Source organism: Candidatus Poriferisocius sp. (assembly GCF_965204145.1).
Taxonomy (GTDB): Bacteria; Actinomycetota; Acidimicrobiia; order Acidimicrobiales; family Bin134; genus Poriferisocius.
This window is the reverse complement of record NZ_OZ241977.1, coordinates 3,541,794-3,559,248: the sequence shown is the minus strand read 5'-3', so window position 1 is coordinate 3,559,248 and position 17,455 is coordinate 3,541,794. Positions and strand designations below refer to the sequence as shown.

Genomic DNA, 17,455 nt, shown 5'->3' with positions numbered 1-17,455 from the left:
CTACGCCAGCTCCGTATAGCCGGGAGTCTCTAAGTGGGGGGTCTTGAGGTACACCTTGGCCTCGGGCGAGCCCTGGAAGCGGCCGTGGCTCCAACGCACCTCCACGTGGCCGTCCACGTACACCGGAGTGCCGGTGTCCTTGACGATCAGGTCGCCCCGCCACCGCACCACCGGCTGCACCCGGGCCTCGGGCCACACGTCGAACGATTTGAACACGAACCGCTGGCGGAAGTCCCACGGGGTGTCCACCCGGTAGCGCACCGGTCGGCGGCGGTGGTCGGTGCCCAGCACGAAATAGGGCGCAGGCTGAAGCCGCAGCAGGCGCCACAGTGCTTCCTCTCGGCGAGTGGCCCGATGGCCCAGCGCCCTCAGCCACCGCTCGGCGGAGGCTTGCGAAACCGCCACCGAGAACCAATGGGCCGCCTCGGCCAGCGACTCGGGCCATTGGCGGGCAAAGGGCCGCTTCAGCCGCTTGTGCTGGTCGGCGTTCAAGTCGGTGACCGACGACGGGAGGTCGTCGAACCCTTCCTCCTGGCTGCCCAAATACTCACGGGCGGCCTGGTAAAGGGCCTGGTATTCGGCTAGAGCCACATTGGCGTACCAGTCCCCCGCCCCTGTTCGCCTCACTTCTAGCAGCCGCTCGAAGAGGTGCCCCGGCGCCACGTTGTGCAGCAGCCTCGACCCGTACTTGCAACTCACCAGATACACGTGATCGATCCGCAGGTCGGCTGGCGTCTGCTCATAAGAGGGTGCCTGGTGCGGTCCCTTCCACTCCACTCGCTTGGGCTGCCGACCCCGCAAACCGTCTTCCGCGGCGGCAAAAGCCACACCGTTGGCCCAGGCCTCCTCGAACTGCACCCCGTATTTGCCGTCGGCCCGAGCGGCGATCAGCTTGTCGTAGTGCCGTTCTTCCACTCCCACCATCGCCTCAGGGCGAATGGCCAGCGCCTCGTCCACCGACGCCAAGCCGAGCATCCCCAGCCCGGTGACGATCTCGGTTATCTCGGTTCGAAGCGAAGCCATCTCCGCCCATCTTGGTCGCTGGACCGCATCGGTGCATGCAGTCCGACGGAAAACCAGCCCCAAGCACCGTGTTCTCAGACAAGATGCAAAACCGCGCCCATAGGTGGCATCCTTAGGAGGTTCCCCTGAGCCCCCACGGAGCACAATGACGTTCAAAAAAGGTGACAAGGTCGTCTACCCCCACCACGGAGCTGCGACCGTGGTCAAAAAGGAGATGAAAGAGGCCTTCGGGGAGAAGACCGAATACCTCGTGCTGCGCATGGCCCACGGCGAGATGGTGCTGTCGGTACCCGTGGCCAAGGCCGAGGAAGTGGGGATGCGGTGGCCCATCTCCACCGAGGATGTTGAGGACTTGTTCGAGGTGCTCCGCAAGCGGGACGTGCGCGAACCGGCCAACTGGAGCCGCCGGTTCAAGAACCACCAGGAGAAGCTCAAGTCGGGCGACGTCTACCAGGTGGCCGAGGTGGTGCGGAACCTGGCCCTGCGGGACCAGAACAAGGGATTGTCCGCCGGCGAGAAGAGCCTGTTCACCAAGGCCCGCAACGTGCTCGTGTCGGAGCTGAGCTTCTCGCTGAACGTCTCCGAAGACGAGGCCCTCGACCGGGTGGAGCAGGCCCTGTCCTGACTCCCCAATCGGGAAAACAAGCTTCTCTCCCCCACCCTGCCTCCGAGTACGCTGGCGCAAGACCACTAATACGGGCTGTGGCGCAGCTTGGTCAGCGCACCTGCTTTGGGAGCAGGGGGTCGCCGGTTCAAATCCGGCCAGCCCGACCCTGACAACGTAGTACAATTGCTCTGTACAAATCTCCGGGGAGACATCCCATGACAACGAACGCCAAGCACGCATTGCTCCCTGACAAAATCCCGTTCTCCGAGTTCCGCGCCGATTGCTCCCGCATCCTGGACCGCGTGGAGGAAACCGGCGACACCGTCACGGTCACAAAAAACGGCCGCCCGGTGGCAGTCGTAGCGCCCTGTCCCAAGCAGTCAGAAGGCTTTTGGGAACGCTACGGCAAGCTCATCAAGGTGGAACCGGGCGTAGACATCGATCGCTTGGGGGAGGAAGAGTGGGGTGTCGACTGGTGTCCCAACCATGAATTAGATCTCTGATGGCAACGCTGCTGCTTGACACCAACGTCATGCTTCGCACCGACGCAGCACGCACACACGAAATTAGCCTTGCGGCCAATCGCATGGTTGAGGCCGCCACAGTGAGCGGTGAGCTAGCCCTCAGCGCCATCACCTTCTTAGAAATAGCCACGCTTGCGGAACGGGGCAGCGTAAGCGTCGATGCGGGCGAGTTGTACCAACAGGCGAAAGAGGACGGAATCCGGGTGATCCCACTGGACGTGCATATGGCCCTGCGAGCAGGAAGACTGCGGAAAGAGGGCTTTACGGGCCACGATCCAGCAGACCGGATGATCGTCGCCACAGCGATACTCGCCGGATGTGACCTAATCACAACGGATCAAGAGATGATCGCCTGGGATGGGCCCCTACACGTCATCGACGCCCGCGCCTGATCAGACGACAGGTGCCCGGGGGCACTCCACAACAATTTGGCGAGTCTAGTCTGATGGCGTATGACCACGGGAGGCTTCTTCGACGAGGCTGTCGATGGGGATGGGCGTACTCGGGACCACTATCGGCCGGTGCAGGAGTGGTTCGACCGGCTGACGCTGGAGCAGGTGCGGGATCTCGAAGAGCAGCGCAACGAGTCTTTCCGCCGCCAGGGGATCACCTTCACGGTGTACGGCGGCGACGAGGGCACCGAGCGCACTTGGCCCATGGACCTGTTCCCCCGGGTTATCGACGCCGAGGAGTGGGCCATGCTGGAGCGGGGACTGATCCAGCGGGTCACCGCGCTCAACCGCTTCCTCGACGACATCTACGCCGGCGAGCAGGCCATTCTCCACGACGGCATCGTGCCCCGGCGGCTGATCACCTCGTGTACCGGGTTCGAGCGCGAGGCCATGAACGTGGCGGTTCCCATGGGGGCTCGCTGTCTGGTGGCCGGCATCGACTTGGTGCGCGACGGCGACGGCGCCTACCGGGTACTGGAAGACAACCTGCGCAGCCCCAGCGGCATCTCCTATGTGATCGAGAATCGGGCCGCCATGACCAAGCTGCTGCCCGCGGCCTTCGCCGACCTAGCGGTCCGCTCCGTGGACCATTACGGGCGCTCGCTCCTGCGAGCCCTGCGGTCCATCGCCCCGCCCGCCTGCGGCGACGACCCCACCGTGGCGGTGCTCACCCCGGGCATCTTCAACTCGGCCTATTTCGAGCACGCATTTCTGGCCCGCAGCATGGGCGTGGAGCTGGTGGAGGGACGCGACCTGGTGGTGGACGACCACGTGGTGGCCATGCGCACCACCCGGGGCCTGGAGCGGGTGGATGTGATCTACCGCCGCATCGACGACCACTTCTTGGACCCGGTGGTGTTCAACCCCCAGTCCACCCTGGGAGTGCCGGGGCTTATGGCCGCCGCCCGGGCCGGCACGGTGTCGATTGCCAACTCGGTGGGCAACGGAGTGGGCGACGACAAGGCCGTATACGCCTACGTGCCCGACATGATCCGGTACTACCTGGGCGAGGAGCCGATCATCCCCAACGCCGACACCTACCTGCTGTGGGAGCAAGACCAGCGGGCCGAGGTGCTGGAGCGGCTCGACCAGCTCGTGGTCAAGCCGGTGGCCGAGTCGGGGGGCTACGGCATCGTGATCGGCCCCAAAGCCACCGACGCCGAACTGGCCGAGGCCCGCGACAAGATCTTGGACGACCCCCGAAACTGGATCGCCCAGGAGGTGGTGAACCTGTCCCGGCTGCCCGCGTGGGCCGGCGACCACTTCGCCCCCCGCCACATCGACCTGCGCCCCTTCGTGCTGAGCGGCGAGCAGGTGGAGGTGATCCCCGGCGGGCTCACCCGCGTGGCCCTGCGGGAGGGATCGCTCATCGTCAACAGCTCACAGGGCGGCGGCTCCAAGGACACCTGGGTGCTGGGCGATTCCGGCCAACTCGATCAGGCTGCGGCAAGCTGATGTTGGCTCGACACGCCGAGGACATGTTCTGGGCCGGCCGTTACCTGGAGCGGGCCGAGGACACCGCCCGCATGGTGCGGGCCACCCTGCTCAGCACGGTGGCCGAGCCTCCGGCCCAGGCCATCGACCGCATGCAGAACCTGATCCGCACCCTGCGCCTGGAAGTGCCAGCACCGGATGAGGACGTGCAGACCATGGCCGAAGGCATGACCCCGTCGCCTCCGATGCTGCGCAGCGAGGCCGGGCTGGGCATCGACGTGCAGGCAGCCGCCACCCGGCTGGTGGCCTCGCCCGCTCTGGCCGGGTCGGTGGTGTTCTGCATCGGCCGCACCCGGGAGAACTTCCGCTCCCTGCGCGACCAGATCCCCTCTGAGCTGTGGGAGCAGATCAACCAGTTCTATCTGCGGCTCCGCCAAGACGACTTCGCTGCAACCATGGAGCAAGACCCGTTCCACACCCTCGACTTCATCCGGGTGAGCTGCCAGACGCTCAACGGGGTGTTCGAGACGTCGATGGCCCGAGGAGAGGCCTACCGATTCCTGGTGTTGGGCCAGAACCTGGAGCGGGCGCTGATGACCTGTCGCCTCATCCAAACCCGCTACCCCGCCATGGACGGCTCGTCGTACGACGAGATGGCGCTCACCTTGCGCTCGGTGTCGGCGCTGGAGGCCTACCAGCGGGCCTCCCAGTCGTCCCCCCTGGCCGCTGATGTGGCCCGATTCCTGCTGGTCAACGGCTCATTTCCCCGGTCGGTGCTCTACTGCTTTCGGTTGAGCGAAACCCAGGTTGAAGCCCTCGCCTCCAACGGCCGCCCCCCGCCCCTGCGTCGCCTGGGCCAGCTTCGGTCGGGGCTGGAATACGCCGACTTCGACGACATGGCGGCCAACCTGCCGGCCCATCTGAGCGAACTGGAAACCGGAGTGCGGGAAGTGGCCGACCTGGTAAGCGGCTACTTCTTCCGCAACGCCGAGGCCTTCGACCTTCACAGCCAGGCCATCAGCCCGGGAGCCTCGTCATGAGGTTGGACATCTGCTATCGCACGAGGTTCGCCTTCGACTCCCCGGCACGTGAGTCTCAGAACGAGCTGCGGGCCTGCCCGGTCTCCGATGAGCGCCAGCAGCTCTTGAGCTACCGGGTGTCGGTGGAGCCGTCGGCCAGGATGCTGTCGTTCACCGACTACTGGGGCACCCGGGTGGACCATTTCGGCGTCGCCGAATCGCACGTCGAGCTAGAAGTCGTCGCCGAAGCCTCAGTGGAGACCCAAGACCCGCCAGCCCACTCCGCCGCTTCTGCGATGGAGTCGCTGGGCGATCCGGGTTTTCTCAATGAGCACGACGAGTTCCTGAAGCCCACCCGCCACACCCACTGGGACGAGGCCATGGCCCAGCAGGCCCGAGAGCTGGCCGAGGCCGAGGGGTCCGATGTGGTGAGCGCGGTGTCGCAGCTGAACGAGTTCGTCGGAGACCGGCTGGCCTATGAGCCCGGGGCCACCGAGATCGGCCAACCCATCACCCACGTTCTGGCCGCAGGCGTCGGCGTATGCCAGGACTATGCCCATCTGGCCGTGGCCCTGTGCCGAAGCATCGGCATCCCGGCCCGGTATGCGTCGGGCTACCTGTTCTCCAGCAACGACCGCGCCGGCAGCATCGACGGCGACCTCGTCCGAGTGCAGACCCACGCCTGGTTCGAGGCGGCCGTGCCCGGCCAGGGCTGGCTGCCGCTGGATCCCACCAACCGGCTGGCGGTGGGCCGCCAGCACGTCAAGATCGGCCACGGCCGCGACTACGACGACGTCCCCCCGCTGCGGGGCGTCTACTCCGGTCCCGGCACTCCAGAAGTCGACGCCTCAGTGGAGATCCGCCGCATGGACCCGGCCCGCCAGCCGTCAACCCTTATGCGGCCCTCGCTGTTGGCCGCGGTCAAAGCCCCCCGCACCCGAGAACAGCAGCAGCAACAGCAGCAGTAGGTCGGCGGGAGTCGGGCTAGATGCGGGCCTCACGCACGTCGAGACGCCGGAGCAGCTCGTCGCCCACGAAGTTCAGTGCCATGAGGGTGACGAACATCACTCCGCCGGTGATCAGGGCAATGTGGGGGGCATCCTCCAGCCTGCCTTTCCCCGCAGCCAGGATGTTGCCCCAGGTGATGCTGGGCGAGCCCACGCTCACCCCGATGAACGACAGGCTCCCCTCGGCGATGATCACGATCCCCATGGCCAAAAAGGCGATCGAGGCCAAGGCGGGCACCACGTTGGGCAGCACTTCCCGGAAAAGCAGGCGGGGCCATTTGGCCCCCATCATGTCGGCCACGGTCACGAACTCCCGAGCGGCGAACCGCAGCGCCTGGGCCCGGGCAATGCGGGCGATGGCCGGGATCGTCAAGATGGTCACGGCGATGGTGACATTCAGGTAGCTCTGGCCCAGCACGGTCACGATGAACAGGGCGAACACCAGCGCGGGAAGGGCCAGCGCCACGTTGACCACGCTGCTGACGCCGAGATCGATCCACTTGCCGAAGTAGCCGGCCACTACCCCCAGCACGCCGCCCACCACAATCCCGATGCCCACCGCGGGACCGGCGATGGACAGCGACAGCCGGCCGCCCCACACCGAGCGAGCGAACATGTCCCGGCCGAGCTGGTCGGTGCCGAACCAGTTCGACCACGACGGACCCTCTTCTGGCGGCCCCGACAATGGTTTGTGGGGGTCGTCGATGAATCCCAGCCAGGGAGCCAGCACCGCGCTGGCAATCACCAGAATCAACCACCCCACCGACAGCCAAAGGGCGACATTGTGACGGCGCTGCCGGGGGGCGACCTCGGGCTGGGAGCCCGTCACGACGGTGGTGGCTACATTGCTCATTTTCGCCGCACCCGCGGATCGAGCACCGAGTAGAGCAGGTCGACCATCGTGGTCACGGTGACGAAGACCGCGGCGATCAGCGCCACCAGGGTCTGGACCAGCAAGAACTCCCGGGCCGCCACCCAGCCCACCAGCAGCGATCCGACCCCGTCGAGATCGAACAAGAACTCCACCACGATGGCGCCGTTCACCGCCTGGGCCGCCTGGATGCCGAAGATGGTCAGCAGCGTGAAGCTCGACGGGCGCAGCACATGGCGGATGAGCACGTGGCGGACCGGAAGGCCCTTGGCCCGAGCAGTGCCCACGAAGTCCTCCTGCAAGGTGCCGATGACATCGGTGCGCAGCAGCCTCAGATAGACGGGCAACAGCCCGGCGGCCAGCGTTACCGAGGGCAGGAACATCACCTTGAAGTGGGCGACCAGCCCCTCTGAGATCGGCTGATAGCCGCTCAAGTCGAACCAGTCCAGCCTCACGGCGAACACCAAGATCAGCACCAGTCCGAGCACGAACACCGGAATGGACAAGAGCGCGAACGCCCCTCCGCTGGCGATCTTGTCGCCCACGCTGTTCTGCTTGTACCCCGACCACAGGCCGAGGGGAATGGCCGCGCCCAGCGCCAGGATCTGCGAGTAGGCCAAAAGAAGCAGGGTTCGGGGCAGCGCGGTATTGAGGGCCTCGCCGAATGACCGCCCGGTGAGGTACGACTTGCCGAAGTCCCCGGTGAGCACATCGCCGCCCCACTTGGCCCACTGCACGATCACCGGGTCGTCCAGGTTGCGGTCCCGCTCGCATTCGGCAATCTGCTCTTGGGTGGCCGCCCCGCCGAACGCGGCCACGCACGGGTTGCCGGGCAGCAGGTTCAGCATCCAGTAGAACAGCAGCGTTACTGCCAATACGACCAGGGCAAGCTGGGCCAAGCGCGTTCCGAAGAACCGGAGCACTGGCTTCTCCTGCCCCTTGGCCTGCTAGCGCCCTTCCTGGCCGGAACCGGCCGCTATTGCTCGATCCAAGCCTCGGTCAAGAACACCCTCCCGCTGAACACCTTCTCGTGCTCTACGCCGCCGGGAAGTGTGAGGTTGTCGATGCCGTGTACATGGTCTTGGGTTGCGAACAACCAGTTCGATTCGTAGAACCAGATGTAGTGGACCTGCTCGGCGAACGCCCGGTTGATCTCCTCGGCGAGTTCTCTGCGCCGGTCGAGGTCCTTGGTGATCAGACTCTCGTTGAGCGCAGCGTCAATCGTCGGGTTGTTGATGCGGCCGAAGTTCAATGCGATCCCCTGGCTGAACTTGCTGTGCCACCACACCCGCTCTGTGCCCACGTCATAGCCTTCGTGTTGACGCCACAAGAAAGCGGTGAACAGCCCGAAGACCGCGTTGGTGATCAACTCGGCCTGGTCGACCTGGGTGATGGTCACGTCCAATCCGCAGTCTCCCCACATCGCGGCGATCAGCTCGGTGTTGAGGAGGTTGGCCGGATCGTTGGTTGTGCCGATCTCAACATCGCTTATTCCCAGGCTGGCAATGGCGGCGCTGCCCGCGCCGGGGTCGTAGGCCGGGAATCCAGCGTCCTCCAAGTAGCCGGGGGTTCCCGGCGAGAAGGGGCCGGTGGACGGTGTCTGCCCGTCCCAGCGGATGGTGTTGAAGGTCTGGCGGTCGGTGCACTGGGCCAGAGCCCGGCGGAAGTCCACGTTGTCAAACGGGGGCCGGGAGTTGTTGAGCAGGAGGTAGGTGGTCTCGTTGTACCGGTCTTTCTGCCAGTAGGTCTTGAACTCCTCGTTGTAGTCGTCGATTCTGAGACCGGTGTTCACACTGCTGGCATCGAGGTCGCCGGACCGAAGGGCCGCGAACCGGCCATCGGTATCGGGGATGGGCCGGAACTCCAAGGCGTCGAGATAGGGAAGCTGACGACCCTCGGCGTCGGTTCGCCAGTAGTTCGGGTTGCGCACCATCCGGGTGACCTCGTTGGGAATCCACTCCTCCAGCATGAACGGGCCGGCACCAATGGGGTTGCGGGCCGAACCCTCCGGACCCAAGTCGTACATCGACGGCGCCCCGAAATATCCGAGATGGCTGGTCAGATAATTGGGTAATGGGGCGAACGACTTCCCCAAGTTCATCTGGATGGTCAGATCGTCGATGATGTCGATGGACTCGACATCCCAATCGCTCACCACGATGCCAGTCAGCGTGCCGGTGGCCTGCTCTTCGAAATGGCGCTTCAGCGCAGCCGAGTCCGCCGGTGTCCCATCGTGGAATGTGATCCCCGGACGCAGGGTCATGGTCCACTCGGTGAAGTCGTCGTTGGAGGTCATGCTCTCCAGCAAGTTGAGCACGGCCTCGCCGTCGGGACCCTCAACGGTCAGGGTGTCGTACAGAGCCCGGAACAGGATGTGCCCGGACACTGCGGCCTGGGCATTGACCGGGTTCAGCCCGTTGGTGGTCTCCGCCTCCAGCCCAACCACCAGCGTGCCGCCGTACTGGGGCTCCACCGCTGCTTCGGGCGCCTCCGTGGCCGCGGGCTCGGGGGCTGAGGTGTCCTCATCTGCTCCATCGCCCTGGTCGCCGCTGTCATCGGTACTGGGTTGGGCTTCGTCCTCGCCGTCGTCGCTGGGAGCGGGGGCGTCACCGTCGCCGTCTCCAGAGGGCGCCTCAGGAGCGGCGGTGGCCTCAGCGGCCACACCGCCGCCATCGCCGGCGTCATCGTCGTTCCCCCCCCCGCAGGCTGAGGCCACCAGCGCCAGCGCGCAGAACAAAGCCAGCCAGCGCCAGCATGCCAACTTCGAAACCCGCCTGAGACCGAACACGTCACAAACCCCCCGTATCGGCAGTAGCCACCACCGTACCGCAGGAGTCGAAAGCGCGCGTCCTGTTCGTGTTCGGACAGCGGCAGTCAGAACCGCAATTCGGGGGACAAGTAGGTTTCTCTGATCCGCTCCCCGAATTCGGGATTAGCCAGCGCGTCGGGCCCGTCGGGCACAGCCATGCCCCGGCGGGCGCAGTCCTCGGCCATCGTGGCGATCAGCGTGGGCTCGTCCAGGTCGTCCAGGTGCTTGTCGTACACCTCGGCTTCTTGGGGGTCGTCGAACACGAAGGCCTTCCACGACAGCGACACCCGCACCTCGTCGAAGGCGTGGATCACCGGCTCATGGCCGGGCTCTTCGATGATCCACTGGCGGTCGGGAGTGAGCGCGATGGTGGCGTCGAAGCCGTATTTGGCGTAGTCGGCCTCGGCGCCGATGGTCTCCACCCGATGGGGCATGTAGTCGTTGTCGCCCATAACGCCGTAGTTGTAGGGCGGCTTCACCGTCACCATGTCGCCGTCCCAACCCTCGGGCCAATAGGTGAACTCCCCGCCGGTGCCCTCGTAGTACCAGCACACCGCGGTGGCGATCCGCACCCGCCAACGATCGAAGCAGCCCGAGTGCATCATGCAATTGAGCAGCCAGGTGGGGTATTCGTTGCGGCCGACCCCCCGAAAGGAGGGAATGTCGGTGTGGCGGGCGTACTGGCCGCTGGGAGCGTTGATGTTCACGTAGGTGAAATAGGGCCGCACCACCTCGGCGCCATAGAGCTGCCGGGCGGCCTCGATGAACCGGGGGTTGTTGACGATGGTGTCAGCCCCCTCCACGGCCTGGTGTTCGGCACCCCACGTGGTGCGGAACACCGGTGGGATCCGGGGTTCGCCGTCAACCACATCGACGAACGGGGGGACGTCGCCGGTGCGGGCTCCGGCTCGCAGCGCGGCCCGGCTCTCGACGAATTCTGCGCCGGCCAGCGTCAGCGGATGGGGCGACTGCCGTTGCAATATGCCCAGCAGCACATCGGGGTCTTCCAGGGACTGTTCCATGATGACCGGGGGCCGGGGAAGCGTCGTTGTGCGCATCGCGACACAATACGGCACGGGGTAGGGTGGACCAGAAGGGCTCGCCAGAGTCGTCGAGAGTTTTCTGGGAGGAGCTTCCATGGAAACGACCACCATCTTGTTGCCCACCGGCGAGGTGAACGAGCCGGCCCAGCCGCTCGCCATTCGCAAGGACTCGCTGGCTGGCGCGGTGGTGGGCATCATCGACAACGACATGTGGCGGTCTATGGCGATCATGGCCGATGAGCTGTCCCACCAGTTGGTAAACCGGGCCGGGGCGGCCGGAGTAGTGGTTCGAGCCAGCGGCCCGATGCACGGCGCCGACCCCGAGCAGTATCAGCAGGAGATGGAGGCCTTCCATAAGGAAGTCGACGCGGTGATCAGCGGTTTGGGCAATTGAGGCTCGTGCACGGCGTGGTGTATCCACGCCAGCAGCACGCTGGAAGCCATGGGGACTCCGGCAGTGGGCTTGGTGACCGAGCAGTTCCGGGGCTTGGCCGAGGCCACTGCCCGGGGCCTGCGGGTGGACAACCAGCCGTTGATCGTGTTGCCGTCGGGCTACGACGAGTGGTCTGAGGATGACATCAGAGCCGACATCGCATCCCGCCTCGACGACATCGTGGACGCATTGGTGGCATGACCCAACGGGTCACAATCGAGGGGGGCCACGAAGAAGTCGAGGCCTATCTGCGAGAACGGGGCATGTCCGATGGGCTGCCGGTCGTTCCCCCCACCCCTGAGCGGGTGGCTGCCGCAGTGGCTGCTTCCGGGCTGTCGGCCGACCATGTGGTGAGCGACGTGCCCCCGCTGAACGCGCCAGCCACGGTGGAGAAGATCGCGGTCAACGCGGTGATGGCCGGATGCTCGTCTGAGGCGATGCCGGTGCTGATAGCCGCTATCGACGCCTTCTGCGACCCCCAGATGAACGCCCACGGGGTGCAGACCACCACCAACCCGGTGGGCCCGATGCTGGTGGTGAACGGCCCGATCCGCCATCGTCTGGGCTTCAACTACGGTGCCGGATGCTTCGGGCCCGGATCGCACGCCAACGCCACTGTCGGACGAGCGATGCGACTGGCACTGGTGAACATCGGCGGGGCCATCCCCGGCGAGGTGGACAAGGCGCCGCTGGGCTGGCCCGGCAAGGTCACCTCGCTGTGCGTGGCCGAGAACGAAGAAGCCTCCCCGTGGCCGCCCTACCACACTGAACTGGGGTTCGACGCCGACGAGGATGTGGTCACCGTGCTGGCCGTGAACGGGATGTGGCCCATCACCGACATGCACCACGAGCCCGACCAGGTGCTGCACCACGTGACCAACGGCCTGGCCATTAGCGGGCCGTGCGGGGGCCATGACGCCCCCAACCCCTTCCCAACCGTGCTGGTGATGAGCCCGGTCATCGCCGAGATGGTGGCCAGCCTTCTGCCCACCAAGCAGGAACTGCGAGAGCATCTGTTCGCTGAAGCCCGAGTGCCGTTGGACTTCTACCCCCCCTATCGGCGCCAGCCCACCAGAGACGTGCTGGAGCAGCTCGGTGTGGCCATCGAGAACGACCGGGTGCCGATCGTGCCCTCTCCCGATTACTTCGTGATCCTGGTGGCCGGTGGCGCGGGCGGGCTTCAGTCGGCGGGATTGTCGTGCATGCTGGGCATGCCCACCAGTCGGGCAGTGCCCGCTGGATAGCGAACGAGCCGCAAGAGGTCAGTGGACCTCAAGGCCGAGTTGCTCGAAGATCTCGGCCCGGCGCTGCTCGTAGGTCTCCTCGTCCATTCCCCCGGACTGGTACTTCTCGCTCAGCAGGCGGAAGTCTTCGTACAACTCGGCTTCTGACTTTCCGTTTGTGGAAGGCGCCTCATCCTCTTCCTCGAACGGAACCTCAAGCTTGCCGTGGCGGCGGGCCTGCTTGGCCGCAGCCCGCTCTCGCTTGTTCTTCTCTCGCTGTCGCTTCTGAAAGCTCTCTGATCCTCGACCCATGGCAATCCCTAGTCAGACGTTGCGTGCGCAGAAATGCCATTGTACGCCCTCCCCAGGGGTTTTTGACACATTTCCAACCGGCGATGGTCAGGCGATGAATCGCTCCGCGAACCGCTGGAGCGATTCGACCGCCTTGCTGGTGCTCTCCCAGGGGGTGACCACCAGACGATGGGCGCCGGCATCCTCCCAGCGCCGCAAGTCGTCGAGCGTCTCGCACCGTCCTTGGGCGGTGATCTCGATGTCGGGCGCGCCCAGTTCGGCCAGGCGATCGGCCGCGGCTCGCACCGACTCGAAGGTGTCGCCCATGCCCATCCACCCCTGGTAGCGGGCTGCCCGGCGCAGCGCGGCGTCCGACAGCCCGCCCACCAATATCGGGGGATGGGGCTGCTGCACCGGCTTGGGCTCGAAGGCCACCGGCTCGAATTCGTAGAACTCGCCGTGGTGCTCCACCTCGGGCTCGGTCCAGAGCCGCACGCACACGTCGAGGGCCTCGTCGAGCCGGCGCCCCCGGGTGCGGGGGTCCATCCCCGCGGCCGTCCACTCGTTGCGCAGCCATCCCGCCCCCACGCCGACCAGCGCCCGGCCGTTGCTCACGTGATCCAAGGTAGCGAAGCCCCGGGCAGTGGTGAACGGGTGGCGCAGTCCGGCCAGGTACACGTACGCACCCAGGTTGATGCGGGAGGTCTGGCCGGCCAGGAACGAGAGGTAGGACGGAGCGTCGTATACCGGCACGGTGGCCGGCACGTTGGGGTGGTCGACGTCGCCCAGCGAGCCCTCCATCTCCACTGGGAACACCAGATGGTCGGCGATCCAGCACGACTCGAACCCGGCCTCATCAGCAGCCTGGGCCACCTCCACCCATGCCCCCGGGTGCAGCGAGATGAAGGGAAACCCGAACTTCACCCTCAGCAACCTAGCGGTCGCCGTACGATGGCTAACCACGCCTGAGACAGGAGAGGGATCCTGGACCGCAAATTCGCCGCTGAGACCTTAACCAGCCTGGGCCTGGATGCCGATACTCGCCTGCTGGCGGTGTGCGCCGGCATCGAGGACTGGGAGCTGCTGTCCTCCCTGGGATTCACCGATGTGGTGATTTCCAACCTCGACGAGGCGTTCGCCCCGCTGGTGCCCGACGGGGCGTGGTCGTTCCAGGACGCCCAGTCGCTGACTTATGACGACCGCTCCTTCGACTGGGTGTTCGTATCGGAAGGACTGCACCACTGCCGCTCCCCCCACCGGGCCTTGGTGGAGATGTACCGGGTGTGCCGGGAGGGGATCGTGGCCATCGAGGCCCGAGACAGCGTTCTGATGCGGCTGGCCGTTCGGGTGGGCATGGCCGACGCCTACGAGCTGGCCGCGGTCACCGACCAGGGGTTTCGCACCGGCGGGCTGGACAACACCGGCGTGCCCAACCACGTGTACCGCTGGACCGAGTCTGAGGTGGTGAAGACTTTGCGGTCCTACGACCCCACCGGCGAGCCCCGCATCGAGTTCCGCTACGGCCTGCGCCTGCCCACAGCCGTGGCCACCGGCCACCGTCGGCGTCTGGCCGGACAACTGGCCAAGCCTGCTTTGCGGTTGCTCCGTGCCCTGTTCAAGCGCCAGTCCAACCAGCTGGCGGTCATCGCCCGCCGCCCCGCCGAGCTGTACCCCTGGCTCCACCGAGTAGAGGACGAGGTCCAGTTCAACCCCGACTACTCGAACTAACCGCTCTCGGGTAGAGGCGGGGGCGAGCCCGCTCCCAGGCCGCCGTCGGCGGCGTAGTCGCCTCCGGTGCAGTAGGAGGCCTGGTCGGAGGCCAGCCAGATCACCAGGTCGGCCACCTCTCCGAGTTCGGCCATGCGCCGCAGCGGCACGGTGGCGCCGTAGTGGCGCTGGTAGTCCTCGTCTTCCCATCCCGGCCGGCGGGTCATGGCGGTGCGCAGCGCACCGGGCACCACCGCGTTGACCCGGATGCCCAAGTCGGCCAGCTCCAGGGCCGCCGTGCGGGTCAGCCCCCGGATGCCCCACTTCGACGTGGAATAGGCCGGCATCCCCGCGGTGCCCTCGAAAGCGCTGGGCGAGCTCAGGTTCACGATCGACCCTCCCCCGCTCGACGCCATGGCGGGCGCGGCGGCCCGGATGCCCAGAAAGGTGCCCACCAGGTTGGTATCGATCACCTTGCGGAACTCAGCAGGATCGCAGTCCAAGATCGGAACCACCCGGGTGATCGCCGCGTTGTTCACCAAGATGTCCAGGCGGCCGCCGACGGCAGCCGCATCCACCGCAGCGGCCCATTGCTCGGCGTCGGTCACGTCGAGCTCGATGAACTGCGCCCCGGCCTTGGCAGCAGCCGCAGCCCCATCGTCCACCCGCTTGTCCGCGGCCGTCACCAGGGCCCCGGCCGCCACCATGCGCCGCACGATCTCGGCACCCAGCCCCCGTGCCGCGCCGGTGACCAGCGCCACCTTGCCCTCTAACTCCTTTGACATATTCGCCATAGGAGGGACAGGCTACGCCGTTATGAGAAGTCGGCCGGTGTGACCGCTCCCGCACCCACTCACACCGGTCGCCGATTGGGCGAACGGGAGTTCATCCTCTTCATCGCCATGGTCAGCGCTGTGTCGGCGTTGGCCATCGACACCCTGCTCCCGGCATTCTCGGAAATGCGGGAGGCCTTCAACCTGCCGGAGGACTCCACCGGCCTGTCGCTCACCATCACACTGTTCTTCGCCGGATCGGGTGTCGGCAACCTGGTCTACGGCCCGATGGCCGATGCTCTGGGTCGAAAGAGGATCCTCGTCGGAAGCATGGTGTTGTACGGCCTGGCGTCGCTCATGGCCACCCTGTCGGTGTCGCTGGGCATGCTCTATGTCAGCCGCTTCATTTGGGGTTTCGCGGCGGCTGGCCCCCGAACCGCCGCCCAGGCCATCGTGCGCGACTACTACTCCGGAGACGCCATGGCCCGGGTGATGACCCTGGTCATGGCGGTGTTCTTCTGGGCCCCAGTGGCCGGTCCGCCGCTGGGCAAGGGCCTGGTGGAGTTGGGGTCGTGGCGGTATGTGATGGCCTTCAGCGTGTTCACTGCCGTGGTGATCGTGGCGTGGTCGCTGCGACTGGAGGAAACGCTAAAGCCCGAGCACCGGCGACCGCTGGCCTTTCGATCGACGATGGAAGGCTTCCGGTCGGTCACCACCCACCCGGTGACGCTGGGCTACACCCTGGCCACCATGTTCTCCGCCGGGGCCTTCTTCTCATTCCTGGCGAGCTCCGAGCTGATCTTCGACGACGTCTTCGATCAGGAGCACTGGTTCGTCCCCTACTTCTCGATCATGGCGGCCGGGATGGGCCTGGTGACGCTGCTCAACAACCGGGCGCTGCACCGCTTCCGAGCCCGCTCCGTGGCGCTCGGGGCGGGCTGTCTACAAATCTGCGCGGCAGGAACCATGCTGGGCCTGGCCCTGGCCGCCGGAGGCAGGCCGCCGTTCATTCTGTGGATCACCATCTTCAGCCTGGCCAACGCCTGCATGGTGGCATTCTTCCCGCTGGGCCAGAGCCTGGCTCTGGAGCCTATGGGCGAGATGGCCGGCACCGCCGCCGCCGTGCTCGGCTTCACCATGGCCCTGTTCGGCGCCGGGCTGGCCTTCTTCATCAACCGGGCCATCAGCGGCTCAGTCACCCCCGTCGGCGTCGGCTACCTCGCCTACGGCACCGCCGCCCTAGCCTGCCAACTCTTCGCCCTCCACCACCAGCGAACCCAAGCAATGACACCCCGTACGGGAATCGAAGCCGGCTGATCAGCTAGGGCTTCATTCACAAGATCACGGGCCCGTCAGACCCGGGGGCCGTCAGGCCGGTGGCACTCCGGTCAAATTGCAATCGGACAGGAGGCCGCCGTCGATGACGATGGCCTGGCCGGTGATGGCCGACGACTCATCTGAGGCCAGAAAGAGCACCAGATCGGCGATCTCTTCGGGCTTGATGGTCCGGCCCAGTGCGTGCATGTCGGAGATCTCCTCGTGGGTCTTGAGGCCGATGTCGAGCACCGCGCCATACATGGGCGTCTCCACCACGCCGGGGCAGATGGCGTTGACCCGGATGTTCTTGCGCCCCCATTCCACCGCCGCGGTGCGGGTCAGGTTGATGAGCCCCGCCTTGGCCGTGCAGTAGGGGGCGTTGCCCGGCGAGGCCACCACTCCGTAGATCGACGAGGTGCTGATGATGGACCCTCCCCCCTGGGCGGCCATGTGGGGAATGGCGGCCTTCATTCCGTACATGGCGGCGGTGAGCATCACCCGCAGGCTGGCGTCCCAGCCCTCGGGGTCGAGCTCGGGGATGTAGCCCCCGGTGCTGGTGGCGGCGTTGTTGAACAGCACGTCGATGCGGCCAAACTCCGACACCGCCCGCTCTACCGCGGCGGTCACCTCGTCGAGCGAGCCCACATCGCAGTGCTGGTACACCGCCCGAGCGCCGCCCTCGGTCAACTCTGCCACCAGCTTCTCGCCCGCCTCGTCCACCAAGTCGACGCCCACCACCGCGGCGCCCTCTTCCGCCAGCCGGCGCAGCGTAGCCATGCCAATCCCACCGCTAGCTCCGGTCACCAGTGCGACTCTTCCGTCCATTCGGCCCATCAGTTGCTCCGTTTCCTCTGTCGTACTTGGGTCGGCGCCAGTCTCGCGCGCCAAAACCGCAGTGCATACGGTCGCAAGCTCATCCGCA

At 66.1% G+C, this 17,455-nt stretch carries 19 protein-coding genes and 1 tRNA gene; 11 read left to right on the top strand and 9 right to left on the bottom strand.

Annotated features, from left to right (window positions below):
* On the bottom strand, positions 1-1,023 hold the full coding sequence (locus ACOGI7_RS16675; RefSeq protein WP_419849861.1) for a hypothetical protein: 1,023 nt from the start codon (positions 1,021-1,023) through the stop codon (positions 1-3).
* A gap of 145 nt (positions 1,024-1,168) precedes the next feature.
* Between ACOGI7_RS16675 and ACOGI7_RS16670 the strand changes: the two genes are divergently transcribed.
* The 7 genes from ACOGI7_RS16670 (at position 1,169) to ACOGI7_RS16640 (ending at position 6,027) form a co-directional block, all read left to right on the top strand.
* Positions 1,169-1,648 carry a CarD family transcriptional regulator gene (locus ACOGI7_RS16670; protein ID WP_419849860.1) on the top strand — a complete coding sequence of 160 codons (480 nt, stop codon included), beginning with the start codon at positions 1,169-1,171 and terminating at the stop codon, positions 1,646-1,648.
* 71 nt (positions 1,649-1,719) lie between these two features.
* A tRNA-Pro gene (locus tag ACOGI7_RS16665) sits at positions 1,720-1,794 on the top strand.
* Positions 1,795-1,845: 51 nt separating this feature from the next.
* Complete coding sequence (locus ACOGI7_RS16660) at positions 1,846-2,133, top strand: type II toxin-antitoxin system Phd/YefM family antitoxin (protein WP_419849859.1); 288 nt, start codon at positions 1,846-1,848, stop codon at positions 2,131-2,133.
* A complete protein-coding gene (locus ACOGI7_RS16655) occupies positions 2,133-2,546 on the top strand; it encodes a PIN domain-containing protein (protein ID WP_419849858.1) in 414 nt (137 codons plus the stop codon). The genes ACOGI7_RS16660 and ACOGI7_RS16655 overlap by 1 nt, the downstream gene beginning before the upstream one ends.
* A gap of 60 nt (positions 2,547-2,606) precedes the next feature.
* Positions 2,607-4,061: a circularly permuted type 2 ATP-grasp protein gene (locus tag ACOGI7_RS16650; protein WP_419849857.1), complete on the top strand. Its 1,455-nt coding sequence runs from the start codon at positions 2,607-2,609 to the stop codon at positions 4,059-4,061.
* Positions 4,061-5,080 (top strand): alpha-E domain-containing protein, encoded by a 1,020-nt coding sequence (locus ACOGI7_RS16645; protein WP_419849856.1) that lies wholly within the window; start codon positions 4,061-4,063, stop codon positions 5,078-5,080. The genes ACOGI7_RS16650 and ACOGI7_RS16645 overlap by 1 nt, the downstream gene beginning before the upstream one ends.
* Complete coding sequence (locus ACOGI7_RS16640) at positions 5,077-6,027, top strand: transglutaminase family protein (protein ID WP_419849855.1); 951 nt, start codon at positions 5,077-5,079, stop codon at positions 6,025-6,027. The genes ACOGI7_RS16645 and ACOGI7_RS16640 overlap by 4 nt, the downstream gene beginning before the upstream one ends.
* A gap of 16 nt (positions 6,028-6,043) precedes the next feature.
* On the opposite strand, the gene ACOGI7_RS16635 is transcribed toward ACOGI7_RS16640, so the two are convergent.
* The 4 genes from ACOGI7_RS16635 to ACOGI7_RS16620 all read right to left on the bottom strand — a co-directional run bounded on the left by ACOGI7_RS16635 (position 6,044) and on the right by ACOGI7_RS16620 (position 10,804).
* Positions 6,044-6,919 carry an ABC transporter permease gene (locus ACOGI7_RS16635; RefSeq protein ID WP_419849854.1) on the bottom strand — a complete coding sequence of 292 codons (876 nt, stop codon included), beginning with the start codon at positions 6,917-6,919 and terminating at the stop codon, positions 6,044-6,046.
* A complete protein-coding gene (locus ACOGI7_RS16630) occupies positions 6,916-7,860 on the bottom strand; it encodes an ABC transporter permease (RefSeq protein WP_419849853.1) in 945 nt (314 codons plus the stop codon). The genes ACOGI7_RS16635 and ACOGI7_RS16630 overlap by 4 nt, the downstream gene beginning before the upstream one ends.
* A 53-nt stretch (positions 7,861-7,913) precedes the next feature.
* Entirely contained in the window at positions 7,914-9,725 is a 1,812-nt protein-coding gene (locus ACOGI7_RS16625) for an ABC transporter substrate-binding protein (RefSeq protein WP_419849852.1), read from the bottom strand.
* A gap of 86 nt (positions 9,726-9,811) precedes the next feature.
* Positions 9,812-10,804 (bottom strand): hypothetical protein, encoded by a 993-nt coding sequence (locus ACOGI7_RS16620; RefSeq protein WP_419849851.1) that lies wholly within the window; start codon positions 10,802-10,804, stop codon positions 9,812-9,814.
* A gap of 79 nt (positions 10,805-10,883) precedes the next feature.
* Between ACOGI7_RS16620 and ACOGI7_RS16615 the strand changes: the two genes are divergently transcribed.
* Both ACOGI7_RS16615 and ACOGI7_RS16610 read left to right on the top strand, forming a co-directional pair.
* Entirely contained in the window at positions 10,884-11,423 is a 540-nt protein-coding gene (locus tag ACOGI7_RS16615; protein WP_419849850.1) for a UGSC family (seleno)protein, read from the top strand.
* The gene (locus ACOGI7_RS16610) at positions 11,420-12,466 is read left to right on the top strand and encodes a hypothetical protein (protein WP_419849849.1); all 1,047 of its coding nucleotides are present in this window, start codon (positions 11,420-11,422) and stop codon (positions 12,464-12,466) included. Before ACOGI7_RS16615 ends, ACOGI7_RS16610 begins: the two co-directional genes overlap by 4 nt.
* An 18-nt stretch (positions 12,467-12,484) precedes the next feature.
* On the opposite strand, the gene ACOGI7_RS16605 is transcribed toward ACOGI7_RS16610, so the two are convergent.
* Both ACOGI7_RS16605 and ACOGI7_RS16600 read right to left on the bottom strand, forming a co-directional pair.
* Positions 12,485-12,757 carry a hypothetical protein gene (locus ACOGI7_RS16605; protein WP_419849848.1) on the bottom strand — a complete coding sequence of 91 codons (273 nt, stop codon included), beginning with the start codon at positions 12,755-12,757 and terminating at the stop codon, positions 12,485-12,487.
* An 87-nt stretch (positions 12,758-12,844) separates the two neighbouring features.
* The gene (locus ACOGI7_RS16600; protein ID WP_419849847.1) at positions 12,845-13,660 is read right to left on the bottom strand and encodes an LLM class F420-dependent oxidoreductase; all 816 of its coding nucleotides are present in this window, start codon (positions 13,658-13,660) and stop codon (positions 12,845-12,847) included.
* 129 nt (positions 13,661-13,789) lie between these two features.
* Between ACOGI7_RS16600 and ACOGI7_RS16595 the strand changes: the two genes are divergently transcribed.
* On the top strand, positions 13,790-14,464 hold the full coding sequence (locus ACOGI7_RS16595; protein WP_419849846.1) for a class I SAM-dependent methyltransferase: 675 nt from the start codon (positions 13,790-13,792) through the stop codon (positions 14,462-14,464).
* Here ACOGI7_RS16595 and ACOGI7_RS16590 read toward each other — a convergent pair.
* On the bottom strand, positions 14,461-15,228 hold the full coding sequence (locus ACOGI7_RS16590; protein WP_419851534.1) for an SDR family NAD(P)-dependent oxidoreductase: 768 nt from the start codon (positions 15,226-15,228) through the stop codon (positions 14,461-14,463). The two genes, ACOGI7_RS16595 and ACOGI7_RS16590, sit on opposite strands and share 4 nt — an antisense overlap.
* A 48-nt stretch (positions 15,229-15,276) precedes the next feature.
* Here ACOGI7_RS16590 and ACOGI7_RS16585 point away from each other — a divergent pair, with 48 nt between their 5' ends.
* The gene (locus tag ACOGI7_RS16585) at positions 15,277-16,533 is read left to right on the top strand and encodes a multidrug effflux MFS transporter (RefSeq protein WP_419849845.1); all 1,257 of its coding nucleotides are present in this window, start codon (positions 15,277-15,279) and stop codon (positions 16,531-16,533) included.
* Between the two features lie 51 nt (positions 16,534-16,584).
* Here ACOGI7_RS16585 and ACOGI7_RS16580 read toward each other — a convergent pair whose 3' ends face one another.
* Entirely contained in the window at positions 16,585-17,358 is a 774-nt protein-coding gene (locus ACOGI7_RS16580; protein WP_419851533.1) for an SDR family NAD(P)-dependent oxidoreductase, read from the bottom strand.
* Between the last annotated feature and the right edge of the window lie 97 nt (positions 17,359-17,455).

Bases quoted from the DNA above. Each gene is read 5' to 3' on its own strand.
- ACOGI7_RS16675 (WP_419849861.1), bottom strand. From the start codon at position 1,023: ATGGCTTCGCTTCGAACCGAGATAACCGAGATCGTCACCGGGCTGGGG.
- ACOGI7_RS16670 (WP_419849860.1), top strand. From the start codon at position 1,169: ATGACGTTCAAAAAAGGTGACAAGGTCGTCTACCCCCACCACGGAGCT.
- ACOGI7_RS16660 (WP_419849859.1), top strand. From the start codon at position 1,846: ATGACAACGAACGCCAAGCACGCATTGCTCCCTGACAAAATCCCGTTC.
- ACOGI7_RS16655 (WP_419849858.1), top strand. From the start codon at position 2,133: ATGGCAACGCTGCTGCTTGACACCAACGTCATGCTTCGCACCGACGCA.
- ACOGI7_RS16650 (WP_419849857.1), top strand. From the start codon at position 2,607: ATGACCACGGGAGGCTTCTTCGACGAGGCTGTCGATGGGGATGGGCGT.
- ACOGI7_RS16645 (WP_419849856.1), top strand. From the start codon at position 4,061: ATGTTGGCTCGACACGCCGAGGACATGTTCTGGGCCGGCCGTTACCTG.
- ACOGI7_RS16640 (WP_419849855.1), top strand. From the start codon at position 5,077: ATGAGGTTGGACATCTGCTATCGCACGAGGTTCGCCTTCGACTCCCCG.
- ACOGI7_RS16635 (WP_419849854.1), bottom strand. From the start codon at position 6,919: ATGAGCAATGTAGCCACCACCGTCGTGACGGGCTCCCAGCCCGAGGTC.
- ACOGI7_RS16620 (WP_419849851.1), bottom strand. From the start codon at position 10,804: ATGCGCACAACGACGCTTCCCCGGCCCCCGGTCATCATGGAACAGTCC.
- ACOGI7_RS16610 (WP_419849849.1), top strand. From the start codon at position 11,420: ATGACCCAACGGGTCACAATCGAGGGGGGCCACGAAGAAGTCGAGGCC.
- ACOGI7_RS16605 (WP_419849848.1), bottom strand. From the start codon at position 12,757: ATGGGTCGAGGATCAGAGAGCTTTCAGAAGCGACAGCGAGAGAAGAAC.
- ACOGI7_RS16590 (WP_419851534.1), bottom strand. From the start codon at position 15,228: ATGTCAAAGGAGTTAGAGGGCAAGGTGGCGCTGGTCACCGGCGCGGCA.
- ACOGI7_RS16580 (WP_419851533.1), bottom strand. From the start codon at position 17,358: ATGGACGGAAGAGTCGCACTGGTGACCGGAGCTAGCGGTGGGATTGGC.